Source organism: Sphingopyxis sp. Root154, assembly GCF_001427105.1.
In the GTDB taxonomy this organism is placed as follows: domain Bacteria; phylum Pseudomonadota; class Alphaproteobacteria; order Sphingomonadales; family Sphingomonadaceae; genus Sphingopyxis.
Genome location: NZ_LMGI01000001.1, coordinates 912,804 through 934,696, shown reverse-complemented (window position 1 = coordinate 934,696; position 21,893 = coordinate 912,804). Strand labels below are relative to the sequence as shown.

At 64.0% G+C, this 21,893-nt stretch carries 24 protein-coding genes and 1 tRNA gene; 14 read left to right on the top strand and 11 right to left on the bottom strand.

Translation table 11 applies throughout. From position 1 onward, the window contains the following. The first annotated feature begins 1 nt into the window (after position 1). From ASD73_RS04115 to ASD73_RS04105, 3 genes are all read left to right on the top strand, one after another. A complete protein-coding gene (locus ASD73_RS04115; RefSeq protein WP_056368905.1) occupies positions 2-925 on the top strand; it encodes a tyrosine recombinase in 924 nt (307 codons plus the stop codon). A gap of 9 nt (positions 926-934) precedes the next feature. Next, the gene (locus ASD73_RS04110; protein ID WP_056368907.1) at positions 935-1,882 is read left to right on the top strand and encodes an acetyl-CoA carboxylase carboxyltransferase subunit alpha; all 948 of its coding nucleotides are present in this window, start codon (positions 935-937) and stop codon (positions 1,880-1,882) included. A gap of 128 nt (positions 1,883-2,010) precedes the next feature. After that, a complete protein-coding gene (locus tag ASD73_RS04105; protein WP_056368909.1) occupies positions 2,011-3,522 on the top strand; it encodes a M48 family metalloprotease in 1,512 nt (503 codons plus the stop codon). Between the two features lie 91 nt (positions 3,523-3,613). On the opposite strand, the gene ASD73_RS04100 is transcribed toward ASD73_RS04105, so the two are convergent. Then, positions 3,614-3,796 (bottom strand): Flp family type IVb pilin, encoded by a 183-nt coding sequence (locus tag ASD73_RS04100; protein WP_056368911.1) that lies wholly within the window; start codon positions 3,794-3,796, stop codon positions 3,614-3,616. A 384-nt stretch (positions 3,797-4,180) separates the two neighbouring features. Between ASD73_RS04100 and ASD73_RS04095 the strand changes: the two genes are divergently transcribed. Next, a complete protein-coding gene (locus ASD73_RS04095) occupies positions 4,181-4,609 on the top strand; it encodes a (deoxy)nucleoside triphosphate pyrophosphohydrolase (RefSeq protein WP_056368913.1) in 429 nt (142 codons plus the stop codon). Here ASD73_RS04095 and ASD73_RS04090 read toward each other — a convergent pair. Then, positions 4,606-5,490 carry a methyltransferase domain-containing protein gene (locus tag ASD73_RS04090; protein ID WP_235534125.1) on the bottom strand — a complete coding sequence of 295 codons (885 nt, stop codon included), beginning with the start codon at positions 5,488-5,490 and terminating at the stop codon, positions 4,606-4,608. The genes ASD73_RS04095 and ASD73_RS04090 overlap by 4 nt on opposite strands. Between ASD73_RS04090 and ASD73_RS04085 the strand changes: the two genes are divergently transcribed. The 5 genes from ASD73_RS04085 (at position 5,482) to ASD73_RS04065 (ending at position 8,464) form a co-directional block, all read left to right on the top strand. Continuing rightward, complete coding sequence (locus ASD73_RS04085) at positions 5,482-6,354, top strand: ComF family protein (RefSeq protein ID WP_235534123.1); 873 nt, start codon at positions 5,482-5,484, stop codon at positions 6,352-6,354. The genes ASD73_RS04090 and ASD73_RS04085 overlap by 9 nt on opposite strands. Before the next feature lie 12 nt (positions 6,355-6,366). Further along, positions 6,367-6,627, top strand: a complete 261-nt coding sequence (gene grxC, locus ASD73_RS04080) for a glutaredoxin 3 (protein ID WP_056368916.1) — start codon at positions 6,367-6,369, stop codon at positions 6,625-6,627. Between the two features lie 2 nt (positions 6,628-6,629). Next, on the top strand, positions 6,630-7,094 hold the full coding sequence (locus tag ASD73_RS04075) for a DUF1178 family protein (protein WP_056368918.1): 465 nt from the start codon (positions 6,630-6,632) through the stop codon (positions 7,092-7,094). Between the two features lie 49 nt (positions 7,095-7,143). Beyond that, positions 7,144-7,220, top strand: a tRNA-Arg gene (locus ASD73_RS04070). 356 nt (positions 7,221-7,576) lie between these two features. After that, positions 7,577-8,464, top strand: a complete 888-nt coding sequence (locus tag ASD73_RS04065; protein WP_056368921.1) for an arginase family protein — start codon at positions 7,577-7,579, stop codon at positions 8,462-8,464. 22 nt (positions 8,465-8,486) lie between these two features. Here the strand turns inward: ASD73_RS04065 and ASD73_RS04060 are convergent, their stop codons facing one another. The 6 genes from ASD73_RS04060 to ASD73_RS04035 all read right to left on the bottom strand — a co-directional run bounded on the left by ASD73_RS04060 (position 8,487) and on the right by ASD73_RS04035 (position 13,555). Next, positions 8,487-9,233: a hypothetical protein gene (locus tag ASD73_RS04060; RefSeq protein ID WP_056375941.1), complete on the bottom strand. Its 747-nt coding sequence runs from the start codon at positions 9,231-9,233 to the stop codon at positions 8,487-8,489. Between the two features lie 156 nt (positions 9,234-9,389). Further along, on the bottom strand, positions 9,390-9,707 hold the full coding sequence (locus ASD73_RS04055; RefSeq protein ID WP_056375939.1) for a DUF1905 domain-containing protein: 318 nt from the start codon (positions 9,705-9,707) through the stop codon (positions 9,390-9,392). A gap of 45 nt (positions 9,708-9,752) precedes the next feature. Beyond that, positions 9,753-10,187: a DUF1761 domain-containing protein gene (locus ASD73_RS04050; protein ID WP_056368924.1), complete on the bottom strand. Its 435-nt coding sequence runs from the start codon at positions 10,185-10,187 to the stop codon at positions 9,753-9,755. A gap of 77 nt (positions 10,188-10,264) precedes the next feature. Continuing rightward, positions 10,265-11,464 (bottom strand): alpha/beta hydrolase family protein, encoded by a 1,200-nt coding sequence (locus ASD73_RS04045; protein WP_056368926.1) that lies wholly within the window; start codon positions 11,462-11,464, stop codon positions 10,265-10,267. A 185-nt stretch (positions 11,465-11,649) separates the two neighbouring features. Then, positions 11,650-12,882, bottom strand: a complete 1,233-nt coding sequence (locus ASD73_RS04040; protein WP_327196899.1) for a sensor histidine kinase — start codon at positions 12,880-12,882, stop codon at positions 11,650-11,652. Next, positions 12,860-13,555 carry a response regulator transcription factor gene (locus ASD73_RS04035; RefSeq protein WP_056368928.1) on the bottom strand — a complete coding sequence of 232 codons (696 nt, stop codon included), beginning with the start codon at positions 13,553-13,555 and terminating at the stop codon, positions 12,860-12,862. The genes ASD73_RS04040 and ASD73_RS04035 overlap by 23 nt, the downstream gene beginning before the upstream one ends. 246 nt (positions 13,556-13,801) lie before the next feature. Here ASD73_RS04035 and ASD73_RS23405 point away from each other — a divergent pair, with 246 nt between their 5' ends. From ASD73_RS23405 to ASD73_RS04025, 4 genes are read left to right on the top strand one after another with little or no spacing between them, the layout of a single operon-like run. Then, positions 13,802-13,936, top strand: coding sequence for a hypothetical protein (locus ASD73_RS23405; RefSeq protein ID WP_268800050.1), 135 nt, complete (start codon positions 13,802-13,804; stop codon positions 13,934-13,936). A 17-nt stretch (positions 13,937-13,953) separates the two neighbouring features. Continuing rightward, positions 13,954-14,355 carry a M15 family metallopeptidase gene (locus ASD73_RS22985; RefSeq protein WP_200934871.1) on the top strand — a complete coding sequence of 134 codons (402 nt, stop codon included), beginning with the start codon at positions 13,954-13,956 and terminating at the stop codon, positions 14,353-14,355. 44 nt (positions 14,356-14,399) lie between these two features. Beyond that, a complete protein-coding gene (locus ASD73_RS04030; RefSeq protein ID WP_056368930.1) occupies positions 14,400-15,104 on the top strand; it encodes an ABC transporter ATP-binding protein in 705 nt (234 codons plus the stop codon). Continuing rightward, a complete protein-coding gene (locus tag ASD73_RS04025) occupies positions 15,104-17,578 on the top strand; it encodes an ABC transporter permease (protein WP_056368932.1) in 2,475 nt (824 codons plus the stop codon). The genes ASD73_RS04030 and ASD73_RS04025 overlap by 1 nt, the downstream gene beginning before the upstream one ends. A gap of 69 nt (positions 17,579-17,647) precedes the next feature. Here ASD73_RS04025 and ASD73_RS22175 read toward each other — a convergent pair whose 3' ends face one another. Both ASD73_RS22175 and ASD73_RS04015 read right to left on the bottom strand, forming a co-directional pair. Then, complete coding sequence (locus tag ASD73_RS22175) at positions 17,648-19,363, bottom strand: SDR family NAD(P)-dependent oxidoreductase (protein ID WP_082521344.1); 1,716 nt, start codon at positions 19,361-19,363, stop codon at positions 17,648-17,650. An 82-nt stretch (positions 19,364-19,445) separates the two neighbouring features. Beyond that, a complete protein-coding gene (locus tag ASD73_RS04015; protein WP_056368934.1) occupies positions 19,446-20,345 on the bottom strand; it encodes a LysR substrate-binding domain-containing protein in 900 nt (299 codons plus the stop codon). Positions 20,346-20,442: 97 nt separating this feature from the next. On the opposite strand from ASD73_RS04015, the gene ASD73_RS23520 reads away from it, so the two are divergent. Next, positions 20,443-21,030 carry a GFA family protein gene (locus tag ASD73_RS23520; protein ID WP_443027956.1) on the top strand — a complete coding sequence of 196 codons (588 nt, stop codon included), beginning with the start codon at positions 20,443-20,445 and terminating at the stop codon, positions 21,028-21,030. A 105-nt stretch (positions 21,031-21,135) separates the two neighbouring features. Here the strand turns inward: ASD73_RS23520 and ASD73_RS04010 are convergent, their stop codons facing one another. After that, a complete protein-coding gene (locus ASD73_RS04010) occupies positions 21,136-21,765 on the bottom strand; it encodes a LysE family translocator (protein ID WP_056368936.1) in 630 nt (209 codons plus the stop codon). Positions 21,766-21,893: the final 128 nt, after the last annotated feature.

The following is a 21,893-nucleotide window of genomic DNA, read 5'->3' as shown; positions in this document are numbered from 1 at the left end:
GATGTCTGACGCGGCGCTGATCGACCGCTTCCTCGAAATGATGGCGGCCGAGCGGGGCGCCTCGCGCAACACGCTTGCCGCTTATCGGCGCGATCTGGAACAGGCGGCCGAGTGGGTGAAGGGCCGGCTGGCCGACGCCGACGCGACGGCTTTGCGCAAATTGATGGCGGATTATCAGTCGCTTGCGGCAAGCAGCGCGGCGCGCAAGCTGTCGGCATTGCGCCAGTTCTTCGCCTTCCTGCTCGATGAAGGCGAGCGGGCGGACAATCCGGCGCTCGATATTGCCCGCCCCGCGACGCGCCGCCCGCTGCCGCGCATCCTGACCCACGACCATGTCGAACGGCTGTTCGCGCAGGCCGAAGAGGAAGCGGCGGGAGAAGCGCCGCCCGCCGCCGCGGTGCGGATGTTGCTTCTGCTCGAACTTCTCTATGGATCGGGGCTCCGTGCCAGCGAACTGGTGTCGCTGCCGCGCCGCGCGCTCACTGGCGAGCGCGAATATCTGATCATTCGCGGCAAGGGCGACAAGGAGCGGCTGGTCCCGCTGTCCGAACGCGCGCGCGCCGTGCTTGATCGCTGGGTGCCGCTGCTCATCGATGGCTCACCTTGGCTATTCCCATCGGGCAAGGCGCATATCTCGCGCGTGCGACTGTTCCAGATGCTGCGCGAATTGGCGGGTCGTGCCGGGGTCGATCCGACCGCGATCAGCCCGCATGTGCTGCGCCACGCGTTCGCCACGCATCTGCTCGAGGGCGGGGCCGATCTGCGCGCGCTGCAATTGATGCTCGGCCATGCCGACATCGCCACGACCGAAATTTACACGCATGTCGACAGCCGCCGCCTCGTCGAGCTGGTCAACAAACGGCATCCGCTGGCACGGATAGATGGCGCCCACCCCGAAGTTGACGTTGCGCCGCCTTCGTCCTAGCGCTCCCCTATGACAGCCTTTCTGGATTTCGAAAAACAGGTCGCCGCGCTTGATCGACAGATTGCCGAATTGCGCGAAATGGGGGACGACCCCACGCTCAACATCGACAATGATATCGCGCAGCTCGAGGACAAGTCCTCGAAATTGCTCCGGGATATTTATTCGAAACTGACGCCCTGGCAAAAGACGCAGGTCGCGCGCCATCCCGACCGCCCGCATTTCAAACATTATGTCGCCGGCCTGTTCGACGACTGGATGCCGCTGGCCGGCGACCGCAATTTCGGCGACGATCAGGCGATTTTGGGCGGAATGGCGCGGTTCCGCGGCCGCCGCGTGATGGTCATCGGCCACGAAAAGGGCGACGATATTCCGTCGCGGATGAAACATAATTTCGGGATGGCAAAGCCCGAGGGCTATCGCAAGGCGATCCGCCTGATGCAGCTCGCCGACCGTTTTGGCCTGCCGGTGGTGACGCTGGTCGACACCTCGGGCGCCTTTCCGGGGATTCAGGCCGAAGAGCGCGGCCAGGCCGAAGCGATCGCGCGCTCGACCGAACAATGCCTTGCGCTCGGCGTTCCGATGGTCGCCGCGGTGGTCGGCGAGGGCGGCTCGGGCGGCGCGATCGCGCTTGCCGCGGCGAACCGCGTGCTGATGTTCGAACATGCCGTCTATTCGGTGATTTCGCCCGAGGGCTGCGCGTCGATCCTGTGGCGCACGTCGGACAAGGCGGCCGACGCCGCCGCCGCGATGAAGATGTCGGCGCAGGACCTGCTGGGGCTGAAGGTCATCGACCGCATCGTCACCGAACCCGTCGGCGGCGCGCATCGCGCCCCCGAAGTCGCGATTGCCGCGCTCGGCGATGCGATCGAGCAGGAGCTGGGCGCGCTCGCAGGATTGCCGCGCGAAACCTTGCTCGCGGCGCGCGAGGAAAAATTCCTCTCCATGGGTCGCGCCTGAACCGGAACCCGATCGCGCGCATTTGCGTTCCCGATCAAGGCAATGACAAGTCCGGGCTATGGCGCGGCTTGCCTTGTCGTGAATCGGGGATATTCCCTGAGGACCAGAAGCATAAGGGAGGCGCGGCAATGACCGGGAAGACGAAAAACGGGCTGGCGATCAAGCTGGCGGCATCGGCGGCGCTCGGCAGCCTGGCCTTAACCGGCGCCGCAGACGCGCAGCTGAAGGCGGTCAAGACCGCAACGAGCATTTCGCCCGCCGAACGCAAACAGGGCACCGACGCGCATCCGCAGCTGATGGCCGAATTCGGCGGAGCCTATAATGGCCCGCAGGCCACCTATGTGAACCGCGTCGGGCAGAATATCGCCGTCCAGTCGGGCCTGTCGCGGTCGCCCAGCGATTTTACCGTCACGCTACTGAATTCGCCGGTGAACAACGCCTTTGCGATCCCGGGGGGCTATGTCTATGTCACGCGCCAGCTCATGGCGCTGATGAACGACGAGGCCGAACTCGCCGGCGTGCTCGGGCACGAGGTCGGCCATGTCGCGGCGCAGCACAGCAAGAAGCGCCAGTCGGCGGCGACGCGCAACCAGATCCTCGGCGTGCTCGGCGCGGTGCTGGGCGGGGCGATCGGCGATAATGGCGGGCTACTCGGCGGCCTCGGGGGGTTGCTCCAGAATAACTCTCTGCGCGTGGCGCAGCTCGCGACGCTGGGCTTTTCGCGCAGTCAGGAATTGCAGGCCGACCAGCTCGGCGTCCAGTATCTGCGCAGCGCGGGTTATGACCCGCTGGCGCTGTCGACGATGCTGACGAGCCTCGCCAACCAGACGACGCTCGATGCGCGCCTGTCGGGCGGCGATGCGCGCTCATTGCCCGAATGGGCGAGCACCCACCCCGATCCCGCGTCGCGCGTCCGCAACGCGCAAACGCTGGCGAGCCGGGCGGGCGGCAGCGGCGGCACCCGCAACGCCGACGCGTTCCTCGCTTCGCTCGATAATGTGCTTTACGGCGACGATCCCGCGCAGGGTGTGGTCGAGGGGCGCGATTTCCTGCATCCCGACCTCAAGCTGCGGTTCACGGTGCCGAACGGTTATGGCATGCAAAATGGTGCCGACGCGGTGTCGGTCAGCGGCAATGGCGGGCAGGCGCAATTTACGACCGGCGCGTACAGTGGCGACATGAACGCCTATATCGCCGCCGCGTTCAGGGCGGTGGCGGGCAACGCGTCGATCAGCCCGGGCACGATCCAGCGCACGACGGTCAACGGCATCCCGGCATCCTATTCGACCGCGCGGGTGAATACCCAGTCGGGGCAGGTCGATGTCACCGTCTTCGCTTATGAATTTTCGCGCAACAGCACGTTTCACTTCGTCACGCTGACGCAGGCGGGGGGCGGCAGCGTGTTCAATTCGATGTTCAATAGCGTCCGGCGGCTGAGCACGGCGGAAGCGGCGGCGATCAGGCCGCGCCGGATCGACGTCGTGACCGTTGGGCGCGGCGATACGGTCGCCAGCCTCGCGCGGCGAATGGCCTATAGCAATTATCAGACCGAGCGGTTCCAGGTGCTCAACCGCCTGACGGCATCGAGCCGCCTGACCCCGGGACAGCGGGTGAAGATTGTCGTGTACGCCAGCAGGTAATTGCTTTCTGCGAGAGCAAGAAAAAGGGCGGTGGATTGCTCCACCGCCCTTTCCGGATTTCCACCGCAATTAGCGGCGCAAGCCGACCCGATTACGGGGTGGCGGTCGTCTTATTGTTGAGCTCGGTCGAAACCTTGTTGAAGGTGTTGCCGACGCTGTTGCCGACTGCGCCCATCGCGGCGATACCGGCGACGGCGATGAGGGCCGCGATCAGGCCATATTCGATGGCGGTGGCGGCTTTGGTATCGCGAACGAACTTCTTGATGAACTTCATGACTGGTCTCCTGATTTCACTTACCCTGTTGACGGTCTGGTCTGGGTCAACATCCGGGGGTTTAGGGCGAATAGGTTTTGAAAATCTTAATGGCACCCGCCCGAAACCGGTGAGCTTCCGCCCCGAAAAGGGACGGCGGCCGCGGTCCTACATATTGTTTTCGGCAGCTTTGGAGACGCTTCCCCACATGTTGTTTGTGGAGTTGGCGACATTGCCTACCGCAACGACGGCCGCCAAAAAGACAAGGGCCAGGATCAGCCCATATTCGACGGCTGTCGCGGCCCTGGTCGACCGCATCAGCCTGTAAAAGTTTCGCATTGTTCCACCCCTGACTGAAATTATAGTTCCCGAGGGTGCCCATATTCACACAGGAAGGTTAACAATTTGTCCGTGCCAGACCCCGGAAAGCCGCAGGAAACCTCGCTCATCGTCGTGGCGGCCGCGCTCGTCGACCGCGACGGAAGGCTACTTGTCCAGCAGCGTCCCGAGGGCCTGTCGATGGCGGGCTTGTGGGAATTCCCCGGCGGCAAGCTGGAACCCGGCGAAACGCCCGAGCAGGCGTTGATCCGTGAAGTGGGTGAGGAACTTGCGATCGATGTCGATCATGCGTGCCTTGCGCCCGCCTGTTTTGCGAGCGACATGCTCGGCGACCGGCATCTGCTGCTGTTACTGTTCGTCTGCCGCAAATGGCGCGGGACGCCGGTGGCGCAGCACGCCAGCGCGCTGCGCTGGGTACGCCCCGTCGAACTGCACGGCCTCGACATGCCGCCTGCCGATAAGCCGCTGATCGGGCTTCTGGAGGCGCTGATCTAATCTTTCGGCTTGAGCGCTTCGGCGAGCGAGGCGGTGCCACTGCCGCGCCGTGCGGGTTGCGGCTGATCGGGATGCGGCGCCCAGCCGCTGAAATGGACGATGCGGAAGCTTTCGGCGATTCGGCCGTCGGGATCGCCCTGTCCCGCGAACGCGGCGGCAATCCGCGCGGCTTCCTCGCGCGTCAGGGGCGGCGGCGCGGGCGTGAGCCGGCTCGACAGGCCGGCGGCGCGCAGGTCGCGAACGAGTGCGAACCAGTCGCCATAACGCACCGTCAGCGCGTCGACATCGACGACGGGCAGGGTGAAGCCGACGCGCTGGAGCAAATTGCCCATCGCGGCGAGGTCGATCTGCGGATGCAGCCGCGCGATCGAACGCACCCCGTCGGTCATCACCGCACGGCGCAGCCGGGGCAGGCTGCCGTCGCCGACGAAGGCGCCGAGCAGCAGGCCATCGGGGGCGAGCAGCGCGCGGAGGCGGAGGAGCGCGCCGGGTACGTCGTTGACGCTATCGAGCCCCCCGGGCCAGACGATGAGATCGAAACTGGCAAAGGGCAGGTCGATGGAGTCGGCCTCGACCGCGATGGCTCCGGTTCCCGCGGCAAGGCGCGGCCCCGCCTCGGCGATGGTGAGGTCGGTGCCGGTCGCGCGCAGATGATCGGCGAGCGCGGCATCATGCGCGCCGATCAGCAGCGTGCGGGAAAATTCGCGCGTCACCATCGCGAGCCGGTCGAGCAAGGTTTCGGCGATAAGCGGCGCGAGGAAATTGGCCGATGCGGGCAGGCGCGCCATGCGGTCGCGCTGGGCGCCGTGGCGGGCCGGGGAGAATAGCGGGCGGGGAGGCTGCGACATCCGCCGCTTGTGCCGTCCCCGGCGATGCTTCACAAGCCGGTGATGGCGACGACGACGGGGGATGTCGAAAAAGACGGCGCGCCGGCCGGGGCATGGCCGGGCGGTTTGCGCGCCGCGGTGCGCGCGGTCGTCGATTATGCGCTGCCTCCGCGCTGTCCGGGATGCGGCATCATCGTCGGCGAAGACCGCCAATTCTGCCTGACCTGCTGGTCGTCGCTCGATTTTCTCGACGGACCTTGCTGTTCGCGCTGCTCGATTCCGTTGCCCGCCGCCTTGCCCGGCGGGCCGACCCAGTGCGGCGCGTGCATGGCGAGCGCGCCGCCGTTCGAGGGCGCGCCCGCGGCGGTCGCCTATGGCCCCGTCGCGCGCACGGTGGCGCTGCGCCTCAAATATGGGCGGCGGACAGGGCATGCCCGGTTGATGGCGCGACTAATGGCACGGCACCTTGCGATGCTGGGAGACGTGGAGGCGATGCTGTTGGTTCCGGTGCCGTTGCACCGCTGGCGGCTCTGGTCTCGCGGGTTCAATCAGGCGGCGCTGATCGCGGACGAACTGTCGCGGCTGACGGGGGCGCCACGCGATCATCATCTGCTTTTGCGGATCAAGGCGACCGCATCGCTGCGCGGCAAGGGGCGGCGCGAGCGCGATCGGATCGTCGCCGGTGCCTTTGCGCTGGCGGGCGATGGCAAGGCGCGCGCGGCGGGGCGGCATCTGGTGTTGCTCGACGATGTCCATGCCAGCGGCGCGACGCTGCGCGCGGCCGCGCGGGTGCTCGGGCGCAGCGGCGCCGCGCAGGTGTCGGCGCTCACCTGGGCGCGCGTCGTTCCTGAAGCCCTGATGACAAGCAACATATTTGACTTTGCTTCGTTGGATTCCGATATGGCGCGTGAAGGATGACAGGATAGCCGCATGGCCAAGATTGAAGTTTTTACGAAGTTCTTCTGCCCCTATTGCTCGCGCGCAAAGGCGCTGCTCGAACGCAAGGGCGTCGAATATCAGGAGATCGACCTGACGATGGACCGCGCCGGGTTCGACGCCATGGTCGCACGCGCGGGCGGCGCCCGTACCGTTCCGCAGATTTTCATCGACGGCAAGCATGTCGGCGGCAGCGACGATCTGGCCGCGCTCGATGCACGCGGCGGGCTCGATCCGCTGTTGGGGCTGGTCTGACCTTGATCGTTTTCGACCTTTGCTGCGCCGCGGGCGATCATCGCTTCGAAGCCTGGTTCGCGAGCAGCGAGAGCTTCTCCGACCAGCAGGGGCGCGGGTTGATCAACTGTCCCGTGTGCGGCGATGACGATGTAAAAAAGGCGGTGATGGCGCCACGAGTAAGTGCCAAGTCCAACCGTCAGGCACTGGCCCCGCCGCCCGCGAAACCCGGCCCGGGCGAGCCGTCACCCGACCTGGTGCGCAAATTGCTCGCCGACATTGCCGCGAAGCAGGCCGAAATGCTGCCGCAGTCGCGCTGGGTAGGGCGCGAGTTCGCCGATGCGGCGCGCGCGATGCACGAAGGACGCGCGGCCGAAGACCTGATCCACGGCCAGGCCTCGCCCGAAGAGGCGCGATCGCTGCACGACGACGGGATCGCGGCGATGCCCCTGCTCGTGCCGATCGTCCCGCCCGAGGCGACCAATTGATCCATCGCGATTGACGCTTTGCGCGCTCCGCCGCTACACGAGCGACGGCGCACCCGTAGCTCAGCAGGATAGAGCATCAGATTCCTAATCTGGGGGCCGTGGGTTCGAATCCCGCCGGGTGCACCATTTCTCAAGGACTTAGAACAATATGACCACAAGCCCTTTACAACTGAGGGCTCGCGGCTCGGGTAATTCGGTAGAGCCTTTAATCTCTTGAGGATTATTGGCGGGATCGGCATATGTGGCTTTCAACAGCAACCACGTAGCGCGCACTGGATTTGGGGATGCGTTTCTGCGTCTGCTTTGCGCCCGATGGCAGCCCTCCAGGGGACCGTGTGGCGACTAAAATGTGCCATTCGTTCAGTCGAGCGTCGCTCTGGAGATAAGTTGCAAACTGTTATGGCGCGTTTGTCCGGAAATCAGAAGGGCACCAAATCGAGGCGGTGACCGACTCCGTAAAATGGCCGCCAAAGGAGGCACGCATGCCGACGCGTTCCTATGCTATTATCGAAGCCCCTTCCACACTGGGCCTGGCGACTGACGGAGTGGAGCGCTTGCCCGGGCAGCTCCTGGATTTCGGCCTTGCGGAGCGCATCCATGCGCGCAGCGCAGCCCGGCTGGCGGTACCTCCGAGGAACCCTGTGCCCGATCCCGAGACCGGCATCCTGAATAGCAGTGCAATTGCGGCGTGGTCGCCGAAGCTCGCCGACATAGTAGAATCGGTGCTGGACGCGGGTGAATTTCCGATCGTGCTGGGCGGCGATTGCACGATCGTGCTGGGCTCGATGCTCGCGCTGCGGCGGCGCGGCCGCTACGGCCTGTTCTTCATCGATGGCAACGCCGATTTTTTCCAGCCCGAGGCGGATCCCAATGGCGAGGGCGCCTCGATGGACCTTGCCCTTGTCACGGGCTTTGGTCCGTCGCGCCTGACCGATATCGAAGGTCTTTGTCCCCTGGTCCGTCCCGAAGACGCTGTCGCGTTCGCGTATCGTGATCACGAGGACCAGGCCGAGTACGGAAGCCAACCGCTCCCGAAAGAGCTTAAGGCAATTGACCTTCCCGCCGTGCGTGCGATGGGTATCGAAGCCGCGGCGCGCGAAGCGGTTGGCCATCTGACGCGAGAGGATCTGGACGGCTTCTTCATCCATCTCGATGCCGATTGCCTCGACGATGCCGTCATGCCGGCTGTCGATTTCCGCGTGCCGGGCGGGTTGTCGTGGGACGAGCTGGGGGCGACGCTTCGAATGGCCTTGGCGAGCGGCAAGGCGGTCGGCCTGGAGATCACCATCTACAATCCCAGGCTTGATGAAGATGGCTACGCCGGGCGCGGCCTGGCCGACCTGCTAGCTGCAGCGCTCGCACAGACATAGCGAGCGGCCACAACCAGCCGCCCTAGCGCGCCTTCACCCGGAACGCCGCCGCGGCGCGGGCGATCGTCTCCGCAGCGAACGGCTCGCGCAGCCGGTTCTCGGGATCGTCGCCGACCGCCTCGTCGCGCGTGACGCCCCGTTCCGCCAGATCTTCCGCGTGGATCAGCATCAGCTCGCGGCGGCCATAGCCCGTGCCCTTCGGGTCGTCGAGCAGACGGACAAGGCGCGCGCTCGCCAGATAGGGCGGGAGGGTGTAGCCGGCGCGTGCGATCATTGTGCGGACACGTTCGGTGTCCGATCCGGCGCGGCGCGGCGGCCGGGTGGTGTCCATCAGCGAGCCGCGCACCCAGGTGACGGCGCCGAGCAGGTTCATTCGCCGGTCGATATCCCCATAGGTGAAACGCGAGTCGGGTCGGCTCGGCAAATAGGATTCGAAATGCACCCAATAAAGGCGGCGGACGCGCCGGTCGGGACCCGCCTCGACGAACAGATGGATCTCGCAATCGGCCACGCCGTAAAGCGCGAAGCGTTCGGCGCCTAGATAGACGGCATTCGCCGGCACCCGCACCGTCAACCCTTCGCGTGGATGGAGGACCGATCGTCCCCTGACCTGCGCCTCCGGCGCTGCGACCGTGGGTGCCTCCTGCGCTGCAACCGATGTTTCCTGCGCCTTAACGGGCACGCAGCCGGTCGCCAGAAGGGCGGCCGTCGTCATATTCCCGATCATCGTAGCGGCGAGACGCGGGGTGGGGCGAGCGGGGAAGGTCATGATGTCGAGGCTCCTATGGCTGGCTCAAGCGGAATTATTGCGCACCGCGCGAAGCGCAACGGGTTTGCCAACGAACGGCTCAATTGCGGTGCCGGCTTCCACGCGCCGCCTCCGCGATGTCGTGCGATGCCGTCTCCTGTGGCTCCGCGGCGAATCCTAACCCCGATATCTCGGGGCCGCTGGTCGGGCGCCGACGGAATGAATGCGCTCGAGCAGACTAACATCCACAACATCACCAACTCCCTTGTTCAGCGCTTTGAGAAGTTCTGCCTTTACCGGCAGCTTATGTCTCCCACCGCCAATGGCCATAAACGCGCTCGCGATGGGCGAACCGTCGATCGTGGCCTTTATCTTCACCATGCCTTTGGTGCCAAAGAAGCTGGCCGATTCCGGCCAGACAACGTAGGTCCAGCCACCCTTGTTGGGGCTCTTCTCGATGGTGGCTTGGAAACTTGCGAGCGGTGACGTTGTCATGATCGGAAACTCCCGAGTTGAAATGTCATGAAAGGCGGTGTGGCGCTACGTCGCCTGCTTCCTGAGGTTGGCCCTGAGGCAGATTGTCATGACGGCCACCGTCATGAGCGCATCAAAGGCATGGACGCAGTAGAGGATGACCGGATAGCCCTCGTGGATGACCGACCCAATAATTGCCATGGCCTGAAAGCCAAGCCAGAGCCGGAACGATATCTGCAGCGACGCCAACACCCCGACAGCCGATGTGCGCAGCAGAATGTAGTCCAGGGCATATGCGACGACCAGGTTTCGGATGATCTGGGCAATAGGTTGCCACGGCGCAAAAGCGTCGGCTGAAGCCCCCGAAAGCTCATGCCAGACGGTCCCCACAACCACGCCATAATAGGTGGCGCTGAGCACGAACGCGGCCAGAGCGGCAACAACAATACGGGTTGTCGAGGATGCGGGCAAATTGGCTCTCCTTCGATGCTGCGATGCCATTTGAGTTTGCGAAGGCCCAACAGGATTGCTCCGGGAAAGTATCGAGATCAGCTGCTCGATGGGCTTCGGCGACAGCGTTACTGCTTTGCGACCCGTCGCCGGGCCGAGCGAGGCGCGTGCGAGATTTTTTGCCCGGTCATCCAGCTCACCAGTGTCGAGAAATACTCAGGCGCTTCAGGCCGTACTTGCTCCGTCCGGGCGGGGTCCATCTGCGCTTTAGGATCCATCGAGGTTGCCATATGATGGTCCGCGCCCGCGATCACGCGTACGGTGATGCCCGGGCGCGACCGGGCGTTGATCCGCGCGACTGACGTCGCCACCGGCACCACCGGATCGTTGGCGCCAAACAGAATCAACGCGGGCACCCGGACCTTGTCGAGCGTTGGCAGCGGGTCGTACTCGATCTCCTTGCGCCAGCGCGATGTTGTCCGATCAGCCACGGTCTTGCTCATATAAAGCTGATCGAACCACGGCTTCGTCTTGGCCGCGTCAACAAGCGACTGCGCCCCCACGCGGTCGCCGCTTCCCCGCATATAATCGTCGACCGCTTTGCGCATCGCGCGCATCTGGTCGATCTCGGCCTCCGAATAGCCGTTAATGCGCATGTAGCTTTCGGATCGGAACATCATCTGAACGTCTGGCGCGACCACCGGCGCGGCGATCGAGACAACGAAGCTTATGTCGGAGCTGCGCGTCGCCGCCAGCAGCGACAGCCAGCCGCCCTGGCTCAGCCCCCATATCCCAATCCGCCTGGGATTTATCCGCGGATCGGTCTTGAGCATCTGCACCGCGGCGATCGCGTCATCAGCAAGCATCGCATAGTCGCTGTCCTTCAAGCTTCCGCCCGATTGTCCGCTGCCACGCCGGTCGTAGGTTAGCACCGCGATTCCGATTGGCGGCAGCATTTGCGTCAGGTGTCGGTAGAGCAACGCGTCTGCGAGCGGCTTCGAGGCGGTGTGCGTGACCACAATGGCGCCCAATGCCTGCCCGCCCTCGGGCAAATACAGCGTTCCACCCAGCGTCGCATCGCCGTTACGGAACGTTTTGCTTTCGGTTACAATTTTCGTCGTCGGTGCGGCGCTCCATGGCAGCGATCCTGCCTCTTGCGCGGCGGCCGGGGCATCGGCGGTATATATGAGCAACATCGCCATGGTCCAAAGGGTCACGCCGACCTTGCCCAATGGGCGCTTGCCGGGCCGATACGTGTCGCTCGCTTCGACCAGCTGCCGCGCCCACTTATAAATACTGTCGATCGGCAGCGTCTGGATACCGTTCATATTCCCTCCTCGTTGCCTTGCGCTGCAAATCGCCTGATAGTCGCGCAGCTGGCCCGGTGATGACCTCCTCGCGAGCGCTGCTTCTCTCCGTGCATCGCGCCGAGCAAGATCGCAGTTCTCCCGTCTTTCCAGCATGGCGGAGAGACTGTTCTTCCTCGCAAACGAGAGCGCCCGGTTGCCTGTATTCATGTCTTCGAGCGTTCCAGCCGAGCGGCGTCGCACACTTCGTTCGCTATGGTCTCGCTGCCGACCAAGGTGCCGCCTTCGCGCTGAGCGGCCCGCCCATTGCTATCGCGTGACGTGCCACTATGCGGCGACGCGGCGGGTAATTGCACCGTGACGCGAAGCCCGCCGCCGGCGCGGGGCGTCAGGGTGAGAGTCCCGTCATGCGCTTGGGTGATGCTTTGGACGATGGCCAGGCCGAGGCCGACACCTGCGTGGTCGGAGCGTATTCGTTCGGCGCCGCGCTGAAATGGTTCGGTAAGCCTGGGAGCCGATTGCCGGGTCAGCGTCTCGCCCGTGTTTTCGATGGTGAGCGTCACTCTACCGGGATGAACGCTTGTTGTGACCCAAATGGTGCCGTGTTCAGGCAGGTTGTGGACGATCGCGTTGTGCAGGAGATTCGTAGCCAATTGCTGCAAGAGCGCCTGCGAGCCCATGGTTGGCGCGATGTCGCCAGAGGTTTCGATGGAGACGCCATGCTTTTCAGCGAGAAGGAGGAGCGTTTCGATAGCCTCTTCCGCCATGAGGGACAGGTCGACCTGCTCTCGGGCGAAGGACCGTTGGTCGGCGCGGCTTAGAAGGAGCAATGCTTCCGTGAGATCGATTGCTCGGACGTTGACGGCGTGGAGGCGCTCGATGAGTTCGCCGGCGTCGCGGTTCGGATCGTTGCGAGCGACCTCGAGAAGGGTCTGCGAGATCGCGAGCGGGGTGCGCAGCTCGTGTGAGGCGTTGGCCGCGAACCTCTGCTGTTCGGCGGCCTGCGCCTCGAGCCGCGCGAGCATGGCATCAAAGCTGTCGGCGAGTTCGCGGAACTCGTCTTGACGGCCTTCCAGCCCGATCCGGTGGGAGAGCGACCCGGTTGCGGCCACGCGTGTTGCATCGCTGATGCGGGTCAGGGGCGCGAGCATGCGTCCCGCGAGAATCCATCCTCCCACAAGGCCGAACATCAGCATGAACCCCAGCACGATGACTGCCGCGGGGGCGAAGATGATCGGACCGAAATTGCTTGGGTCGAACACGCGTGGAAAGTCGGAGAGGTTCGGAACGAGCGCTCTGAAAGGACGATCTCGCAGCAGGAATACCCACACAGCAGCGAGCAGCAGGGCGCCCGCCAGCATAAGGAACCCGACATAGCTGATGGCAAGTTTGAGCCGAACGCTCAATCCCGGCTTTCTAAGCACCAGCACTTCCCTCATTTTCGGCCGCCGGAGCGGTGTGGATTCGATAGCCGACGCCGGGCACCGTGGCGACGAGCCAAGGTTCGCCGAGCCGTTTGCGCAGGGCCGACACGGTGATGCGAACGGCGTTGGTGAACGGGTCGGCATTCTCGTCCCAAGCCTGCTCCAGCAGCGCCTCGGCGCTGACGACACCGCCTTCGGCCGCGACGAGGATTTCGAGCACCGCGAACTGTTTCCGGGTGAGCGCGACATATCGTCCCTCGCGGTAGACCTCACGGCGGAACGGATCGAGGCGCAGGCCCGCGATCTCCCGCACGGGCGGCCTGTTATGCGCGCGCCTGCGGTCGAGCGCTCTGAGCCTGAGCACGAGTTCTCGAAGCTCGAAGGGCTTAGTGAGGTAGTCGTCGGCGCCCAGTTCAAAGCCGGAGGCCTTGTCATCCAGCCGGTCGGCGGCGGTGAGCATCAGGATCGGCATGCCGCTCCCGGACGCGATAATGCCTTTTGCGATCTCGTCGCCCGAAGGGCCGGGAATATCGCGGTCGAGGACGGCAATGTCGTAGGTGTTGATGCTCAGCAGCTCCTGAGCGGAGTCGCCGTCATAGGCGATGTCGCCGGCGATCGCTTCATGGCGCAGGCCGTCGCGGATGGCTTCGGCCAGATAGGGTTCGTCCTCGACGATCAACACGCGCATAACGCCGTTATACTACGCGCTGGCACATATCGTCAGCATATCGAAAAACACCTACGGGCTGACAACAACAACGCTGCCTTATTGGCGGCATGACCTACGAACGAACCCGGACAGCAACCCGCCCACAACGGCGGAAAATCCCCATCCCCGTCGCCGTGGGGATCGCTGCGGGCGCCGTGGCGCTCGGATACCATCTGTCCTCAGCGTCCTTTGCTTCGGCGACCCGCAATATCCGGCCGCGAGCAATTGCAGCGATGGCGGCCGAGCAAATCGGCGACCTTCGGGCGCATCGGCCTCGTCGTCCCGGCCCGCCGCCCCCTCTCCGCGGCGGTCATCGTGACGCAGATGGCCGGGTTCAAGGTTCCGCCGCTCGCGGCATAACAGTCGTCGATCGCGGCGTGCCGGCCGTAGCCAACCTTGATCCCGATATGCGCCGGGCCCTTGGCCGGGCCGCAAGGGATGCCGCGAGGAGCGGGGTCACCATCTACATCAACAGCGGCTGGCGTTCGCAGAAGCGCCAGCAACAGCTGCTCGACCGGGCGGTCCTGAAATACGGCTCGCAAGAGGCAGCCGTCCGCTGGGTCGCCACGGTAAAAACCTCTTCTCATGTTTCGGGGGACGCGGTCGACATTGGTCCTCCCAGCGCAATTGCCTGGCTGTCGAGGAACGGCGCTGAATACGGGCTGTGCCAGATCTATCGCAACGAGCCGTGGCACTACGAGCTGCGTCCAGGAGCTGCTCATGCAGGATGCCCGCCCCAATATCCCGACCCAACGCATGATCCAAGGATGCAACAATGATCAGCCGAATGACTCCGGGCCCGCCAGCGCTACCGCGCTCTGCCATGTCGGCCGCCACACAGAACGCCATCCACACAACGACGGCCGCAAGCGCGCGGAACCTGACCAAGACCTTCGGCCGGGGTGAAGCCGAGGTCCATGCCTTGCGCGGGATCGACCTCGACCTCCCGCGAGGCCGGTTCACGGCCATCATGGGGCCGAGCGGATCGGGCAAGTCGACGCTGATGCATTGCCTTGCCGGACTCGATCAGGGCAGCGGCGGCGCCGTCACCGTCGCCGGAACCGACCTCGGATCGCTCGACGACGACGCGCTAACGATCTTCCGCCGCGAACACATCGGCTTCGTTTTTCAGTCCTTCAATCTGCTGCCGATGCTTACCGCAAGCCAGAACATCCTTCTCCCGCTTGAGCTCGCTGGTCGCGGAATCGACGATGCGGCGCGGGAGCGCGCGCGGTCGCTCGCCGAAGCGCTCGGCGTGTCAGACAGGCTCGCTCATCTGCCCGCCGAACTGTCGGGCGGCCAGCAGCAACGTGTTGCGATTGCTCGGGCCCTGTTGACGCAACCCGATCTGCTATTTGCCGACGAGCCTGCCGGGAACCTGGATAGCGCTACGGCGGTGGAGGTGCTGGACCACCTGCGCCGGGCAGTGCGCGAGCTCGGCCAGACGGTCGTAATGGTCACGCATGATCAGGACGCCGCGAAATACGCCGACGATGTGATCTCCATGCAGGACGGGAGGATCGTCTGATGCGAACCGTCTTCTTCGCATCGCTGCGCGCCTCAAGCCGCAGGTACGTGGCCGCGGCGATCGCGGTGATCGTCTCGGTCGCCTTCGTCGTTGTGATCGGCGTGCTCATATCCGGCGCGCGCGCCGGACTCATGCAAAGCGACGGAGCGCCCTACCGCGGTGCCGACTATGTGATCGACGCGCCCGAGGGCCGCCCATCGCCGGGCCCGTCATGCTGCCCCGGAACGCTGAACACATCTGCCGCGATCGAGCTCATCGAGCGGCTCGGCGAGAACGCATCCGGGCTTGGCCGCGTCGCGTTGCCCGCGCACGACGAAGGCGGGGCGCCGCTAGGTTCCGGCGACATGCGGGGCGAGACGACCGTGGGCCCGATTGCCACCGCGACCGAGATGCGCTGGCAGAAGCTCGTTTCGGGCCGTTTCCCCGCACGCATGGGCGAAGCGGTGATGCATGTGTGGGACGCGAAAGCCCAGGACATCGCGATAGGAGACCGCATTCGCGTCGGCGAACGGGCGACCGCGACCGACCTGGAAATTGTCGGCTTCGTCGAGTCCCCCACAACCTGGACTCAGGCATCCATGTACGTCAGCTGGCCGCAATATTTGCAGTGGCGAGACCACGCCACTTTCCATATCGGCAGCGTGGCGGTGCGAGGGGACGTCGGTCGGCTCCCGGAAGGCATGGCGGTGCATCCGGCGGCGGAATATGTCACCGAGAGCCTGGCGCGCCTCAATAACGGCACGGACGCCTTCGCATTGATGCTGCTGCTTTTCGCCAGCGTTGCGCTCTTCGTTTCGGTGCTGGTTGTCGCCAACACCTTCTCCATCCTGTTCGCGCAACGCCTGCGTGACTTTGCCCTGCTCCGTTGCGTGGGCGCGACCCGGCGGCAGGTCATGGGTTCGGTGCGCCGCGAGGCGGCCGCCGTCGGGCTACTCGCGTCGCTGGCCGGGACACTGGTCGGCGTCGGACTCGGCTACGGCCTGATCCCGCTGATCAACGCCCTCGCGCCTCGTACCCCGATGGGGCCTCCTACGATGCCTACGCTCTGGTTGCTGGGCGGGTTGGCTGTCGGATTGATGGTCACGATGGCCGCATCCTGGTTGCCGACCCGGCGCGTGGTCCGGGTGAGCCCGCTGGCGGCGCTGCGCCCGGAGACCACGGTTGACGTGCACCAAACCGCCGGCCGGGTGCAGCTGGCGCTGAGCGCTTTCCTCCTGGTCACCGGGCCAGTCCAGCTCGGGATGGCGATGATCCAGGGCAGCACGGTGCTCATGGTGAGCGGCGGCGCAGCGATGTTCGCCGGGGTTCTGCTGCTTGGGCCGGCGTTCGTTCCCGCCCTTGTCCGCGCCCTCGGCGCGCCGCTGGGTCGATATGGCCGCATGGCAGCCGAAAATGCGGCGCGCAATCCGCGCCGGACCGCGGCCACTATGGCCGCGCTGCTGGTCGGCGTCACCCTGGCGACCGCGATGCTCACCGGGATGGCCACATGGCGCATGGCGATGGACAAACACCGGGACACGCGAATCCCCATCGATGCCTCGCTTACCCTCCTCAACAAGCCGGTCACCGCCGACCTTCTAGACGATGTACGTCGCACGCCCGGTGTGGAAAGGGCCATCGCCGTGGATGGCACCTTGGCCCGGATCACGGGTTGGGACGCACCAATCCCCGTCCTGACAACGCGGGAGGCGGCGCAGGTGGCCCGCGATGGCGGGGCGTTCGCCCACCAGATAGAGCCGGGGACGATCAGACTAGACCATGATGCTTTTCGCTCCCCTCACAAGGAACTGAATATCAAACCCGGAGACAGGGTGACGGTGCGTGTCGGCGATCGTCAAGTCAGACTGCGGGCCATCCTCCTGGGCGGTTGGGGCAAGGCCGCCATGGTCGCGCCCGAGACCTTCGCGCAGCTCACCGACACGTCCCAACCGCATGTTATCTGGGTCCGCGCAGCTCCGGGCGCCAATTGGCTCGAACTCGTCGATGACCTGGACGGGCTGGCGGATGCTTCCGGCGCCGTGTTCGAAGATCGTTTGCAAGCCCGCGCCGTGGGGAACCGGCAGCTGGACATCCTCACCTGGTCGGCGCTCGGCCTGCTCGGCATCTCCGTGGTGATCGCCCTGATCGGAATTGCGAACACCCTCGGGCTCTCCGTTCTCGAACGCGCCCGCGAACACGCGCTGCTGCGCGCGCTCGGACTCACTCGCAGGCAATTGCGGCGAATGCTGGCTTTCGAGGCGCTGCTGTTATCTATCATGGCGACCTTGCTCGGCACCGCCATCGGCGTCGGGTTCGCCTGGGTTGGCTATGAGACGTTCGTGAAGCGGGCTCTCGGCGAGGCGACCATGCAAGTCCCCTGGCCAGCGCTTGGCGTCGTTTTCCTCATCGCCGCCCTGACCGGACTCCTCGCCAGCATCCTCCCTGCGCGCCGGGCCGCCAGGGTGACCCCAGCAGGGGGGCTATCCCTCGACTGATTTTTTGGCTGCGTGTTGTGATGCGATTTGTTCAGAGCGCCCGAAAATGAATGTATCGATCGCCTCCTATCATTCGGCCGGCTCACCGACGCCAACGACGGTCAGCAGCGCGCCCGCAAGGGGCTCGTGGAGGAGCGCCTCAACGTCGAGGCCAAGTCGCGCCGTGGTGACAAAGAGAGTTCCCTCGGGTCCAAGCGCGCAGCTGGTGGGTCGTGAGACAGGTAGATCGATCCGGTGTGAAAAGCGGCCGTCGGCTTCGACTTTCTGGATCGCGCCGCAGTTAAACAGCGTGCTCCACATACTGCCGTCTGATGTGACAAGCAGGCCGTCAGGGAAACCGTCATCACCGCCGAAGCTCGCAAAGGATCGGCGAGTCCCGACCGTGCCGTTCGTCGCATCGAAGTCATAGGCATAAATGACCGGTACGCGGCTGTCGGTAACGTAGAGCGTCCGGCGATCCGGGCTCCAGTCCAAGCCATTAATCAGCGTGAAGCCACGATCCATCACATGCCAGCTTCCGTCGGGATCATAGCGATAGAGAAGCCCGGTGTCCTTGCCGATCGCCTTGTGCATCAGGCCGACCCAGAGACGTCCTTGCTCGTCGAAGCGACCGTCATTCAGCCGGAAATTGTCCCCATCATGTGGCGCCGTCGCGAAAGGTTCGACTTTACCATCGTCGTCGATCGTCGCGAGATCGCAGCCCAAAGCTATTATCAGCACCCCGTCGGCGCGCTCGGCAACCATACCGATCAGGTCTGGCACCCCGATCGCGCGGTTACGGCCCGTTGTCGGATCGAAGTGGTTGAGCGTCCGCCCCTCTGTGTCGACCCACAACAGGCGTTGGCGCCGTTCGCTCCACAATGGGCACTCGCCGAGGACCGCCATCGCCTCGAATGCCGCGCTCACGCGTTTCGGACTCCGCGTGCGCAATTCGGGCTGATCGACAGCTATCCGTGACCACGTATTGGCGACCGCTTCGGGAGTGGCGGCATTCACTGCGGCTAGGTCGTGAGGATAGGAAACATCCGTCGCCTCGCGCGCTTTGGTTGCCACGAACTGGCCACCCGCCGCCCGGAGCACCCAGCCGCTTTTGTTGCAGTCGGGCGAGACGAGATAAAGCGCTCCGGGGGCCACCGCGTTGGGCATCAGATCGTCAGGTTCGTCCTCGATGCCCCACATCCTTGTCTTGGCGACCGGTGAAATCGCGTTGACCAAGATGCCGTGCTTTTCACCTTCGAGCGCTAGCGTATTGACGATGCCGATCGTCGCCATCTTCGCGGCGGCATAGGCGGCCAGACCCTCCTGCGCATATTCAGGATAGATGGCGCGGTCCGACGTCGTCAGCAGAATACGCCCGAAACGGGCCTTGCGCATCGCGGGCCACGCCGCCTGCGCCAGCCACAACGACGTGTCGACGCTCAATCGCATCATGCGGTCGAGGTAGTCGGGCTTCAGTTCCTCGATTGGCTGGTATCCGACCCAGCCAGCGTTGTGGATCAGGATATCGAGCCGTCCATGATCGGCGAGGATCCGCCCAATTAAGGCCGCGCACTCCTCGCGCGTCGCGATAGGGTCCGATGACGCAATGGCGCGCGCGTCGTCCGCCCCAATCCGTCTCGCGGCACCTTCTGCTACCAGGCGATCATCGCCCGTTCCATCGTCCTTTGTGCCGCTGTCTTGCACGATGACAATGGCACCTCGCGCCGCAAGCGCTTGGGCATAAGCGAAACCCAAACCTCGCCCCGCTCCGGTTATCAAAGCAACCCGGCCGGTGAAATCTATCATGGCACATCTCCTTGCTGCGGAAGATGCGAACGCCGTTGAAAATGTTCCAATACCGATGACAGGACGCCGTGATAGGCGGCAGCTATCGACGCAAAACCCCGGCAAGGAGCGCGGCTGCGGAATTATCAATATTCGCGCGATGACATAGCAATATCTCGAATGTCGCTGCTTCGCCATCGAGCACGCGATAGCTTATTTCTCCGGGTCGAACCGAAGCCATACTCGCCGGCACGATGGCGAGCCCCATTTCTATCGCTACGAGTGACAGCACCGCATGCATGCCGTGCGCCTCTTGTACAATGCATGGAGCAAATCCGGCTTCGCCACAAAGTCGCATCACCTGATCGTAAAAGCCCGGTCCCTGCGAACGGGGCCAAATAATCATCTGCTCTCCGGCGATATCTGATAGTTTCAGGTCAGGTGAAGCGGCGAGGCGATGCGATAGAGGCAGCGCAATCGCCAGGCGGTCGGCATCATAAGGTTCGATCCGCAACCCGTCCGCGGCGCTCAGCGGCGGAATAACGATCGCCAGGTCGATCTCGTCGGCTCGCAGAGCCGCTATCTGCATCGCGGTGGTCATCTCGCGCAGATCGATCCGAACGCCCGAGTTCATTTGCCGAAAAAGGCGCAAATCTTGAGGCAGGCGACCATACATGGCACTGCCCACATAGCTCAACCGCACATGGCCTCTCCGGCCCTCGGCAGCATCGCGTGTAGCAGCTAGTGCATCTCCCGCGGCAATGAGCAACCGCCGCGCCTCGGTAAGCAAGACCTTGCCTGCGGCGGTCAGTCTGACGGTTTTGCGACCACGCTCGATCAGGGTCGCGCCAACCTCTTCTTCCAGCCGTCGGATTGCAGCCGTCAGCGGCGGCTGCGACATTGCCAAACGCTCCGCCGCGCGCCGAAAATGCAGCTCTTCTGCTACTGCAACGAATTGCCGCAAAATGCGAAGATCGATGCGAGGAATATCGTCGGGTCTCATACTCTGAATATACGCGCTGGGCAGGCTAAGTGGTAGAGGATGTCTTTTTTGCTCCGGCACGGATACGCACCAATCTGTGGTGAACGAACCCACACATATGTCGTTTTCGATACACCGACGATATGCGCCGCCTCGTAAGTTCGACAGCCTGTTGCCATCAACTGTGGGCGATACGCCCGAAGTGCGGTTTCAGCCTGCGTTCGTGCTCGATGCACATCTAACCATATCTCATCGTGCTACCGGAGGAGGTTCCATGCCCGACCCCCAATGCGCTTGTGGCGCTCTTAGGCTGGCGCTTAGCGGGCCACCCCGATTGACGGCGGTGTGTCACTGTTTCGCCTGCCAGCGAAGAACGGGTGCGCCGTTCAGCGCAAACGCATTCTATCCCATAGATGGTGTCCAAATTACCGGAGCGTCTACAGAATTCATCCGTACCGCCGAGAGCGGTCGAAAAGTCCGGATGCATTTCTGCCCAACTTGCGGCTCGACCGTTTACTGGAAACCCGATGCTTCGCCATTCATGATTGGGGTGGCGGTAGGTTCGCTTGCCGAGCCGTCCTTTGCACCACCTGACATGTCACTATTCGAGCAATCGAAACATAAGTGGGTCCAGCTTGAGGGGACGGCAAAACATTTCCAGCGTATGCCGCCCGATGAACATTCTCATGAATCCACGCGCGCCTAGCTTGCGTCGCCCCGCCGCAAGCCTCTGCGACCCGGTGCTTAAGATCGCGCGCGCTTCGCCCAATTCCGTCTTGGCTGTGGTTTGGCAACCGTGGGATCCCAATGGTCAACGCGCTGAAGATGCCGCCAGTTTGAGTCCGAATGTCACAAGAACAAGCCCTGTCAGCCGATCCAGCGTCTTAATCGCCTTTGGTGAGCGCAAGACCTTACCTAGCGGCACTGTGGCAGTGATCAGAGCCGTAAACCATACGAGCGTCAGAGCGACGTGTAGCACCGCGAGGAAGAACGAATATCCGGCGATATTTGCGCCGACGGGCACGAATTGAGGTAGGAAGGTGACGTAGAATACGCCTATTTTCGGATTCAGCAGATTTGTCAGGAAGCCTCGCGAAAAGGCGCCTCTGAGGCCAATTGAAACGGGTTGAAGGGTTGAGGCATCCAGTTCGTCACGCGGCTCCAGCAACAGCTTCGCGCCAAGCCATAGCAGGTAAGCAGCGCCGGCTGACTTGAGGATAGTGTAAGCCCAGTCCGATGCGCGGAGAATAGTGCCCAGGCCGAGCGAAACGGCAGCGCCCCAGATCAGGCAGCCAAGAGCAATGCCGATAGAGGCGAAAACTGCTGAATGCCGACCATCGATCGTCGCGGCGCGCAGCACCATTGCCGTGTCTACGCCAGGCGTCACAGTGAGGACGCAGGCCGCCCCCAGAAAGGCGAGAAGCAAGGTTAAATCCAGCATCGGGCGATCTCCTTGTGCTCAGTGTTTGCCGCCAATTGCGGCTGAATATGCGGACATCGTGACATCATCGCTTACCATCATCGATGCGCCGCGACCGGCGAGGGCTCCCACACAGCCGGACTCCAACC

Excerpts from the sequence above, each read along its gene's own strand:
- ASD73_RS04115 (WP_056368905.1), top strand. The coding sequence starts at position 2 with ATGTCTGACGCGGCGCTGATCGACCGCTTCCTCGAAATGATGGCGGCC.
- ASD73_RS04110 (WP_056368907.1), top strand. The coding sequence starts at position 935 with ATGACAGCCTTTCTGGATTTCGAAAAACAGGTCGCCGCGCTTGATCGA.
- ASD73_RS04105 (WP_056368909.1), top strand. The coding sequence starts at position 2,011 with ATGACCGGGAAGACGAAAAACGGGCTGGCGATCAAGCTGGCGGCATCG.
- ASD73_RS04100 (WP_056368911.1), bottom strand. The coding sequence starts at position 3,796 with ATGAAGTTCATCAAGAAGTTCGTTCGCGATACCAAAGCCGCCACCGCC.
- ASD73_RS04085 (WP_235534123.1), top strand. The coding sequence starts at position 5,482 with ATGCTTCACAAGCCGGTGATGGCGACGACGACGGGGGATGTCGAAAAA.
- grxC (WP_056368916.1), top strand. The coding sequence starts at position 6,367 with ATGGCCAAGATTGAAGTTTTTACGAAGTTCTTCTGCCCCTATTGCTCG.
- ASD73_RS04065 (WP_056368921.1), top strand. The coding sequence starts at position 7,577 with ATGCCGACGCGTTCCTATGCTATTATCGAAGCCCCTTCCACACTGGGC.
- ASD73_RS04060 (WP_056375941.1), bottom strand. The coding sequence starts at position 9,233 with ATGACCTTCCCCGCTCGCCCCACCCCGCGTCTCGCCGCTACGATGATC.
- ASD73_RS04055 (WP_056375939.1), bottom strand. The coding sequence starts at position 9,707 with ATGACAACGTCACCGCTCGCAAGTTTCCAAGCCACCATCGAGAAGAGC.
- ASD73_RS04050 (WP_056368924.1), bottom strand. The coding sequence starts at position 10,187 with ATGGCATCGCAGCATCGAAGGAGAGCCAATTTGCCCGCATCCTCGACA.
- ASD73_RS04045 (WP_056368926.1), bottom strand. The coding sequence starts at position 11,464 with ATGAACGGTATCCAGACGCTGCCGATCGACAGTATTTATAAGTGGGCG.
- ASD73_RS04040 (WP_327196899.1), bottom strand. The coding sequence starts at position 12,882 with ATGAGGGAAGTGCTGGTGCTTAGAAAGCCGGGATTGAGCGTTCGGCTC.
- ASD73_RS04035 (WP_056368928.1), bottom strand. The coding sequence starts at position 13,555 with ATGCGCGTGTTGATCGTCGAGGACGAACCCTATCTGGCCGAAGCCATC.
- ASD73_RS04030 (WP_056368930.1), top strand. The coding sequence starts at position 14,400 with ATGTCGGCCGCCACACAGAACGCCATCCACACAACGACGGCCGCAAGC.
- ASD73_RS04025 (WP_056368932.1), top strand. The coding sequence starts at position 15,104 with ATGCGAACCGTCTTCTTCGCATCGCTGCGCGCCTCAAGCCGCAGGTAC.
- ASD73_RS22175 (WP_082521344.1), bottom strand. The coding sequence starts at position 19,363 with ATGATAGATTTCACCGGCCGGGTTGCTTTGATAACCGGAGCGGGGCGA.
- ASD73_RS04015 (WP_056368934.1), bottom strand. The coding sequence starts at position 20,345 with ATGAGACCCGACGATATTCCTCGCATCGATCTTCGCATTTTGCGGCAA.
- ASD73_RS23520 (WP_443027956.1), top strand. The coding sequence starts at position 20,443 with ATGTCGTTTTCGATACACCGACGATATGCGCCGCCTCGTAAGTTCGAC.
- ASD73_RS04010 (WP_056368936.1), bottom strand. The coding sequence starts at position 21,765 with ATGCTGGATTTAACCTTGCTTCTCGCCTTTCTGGGGGCGGCCTGCGTC.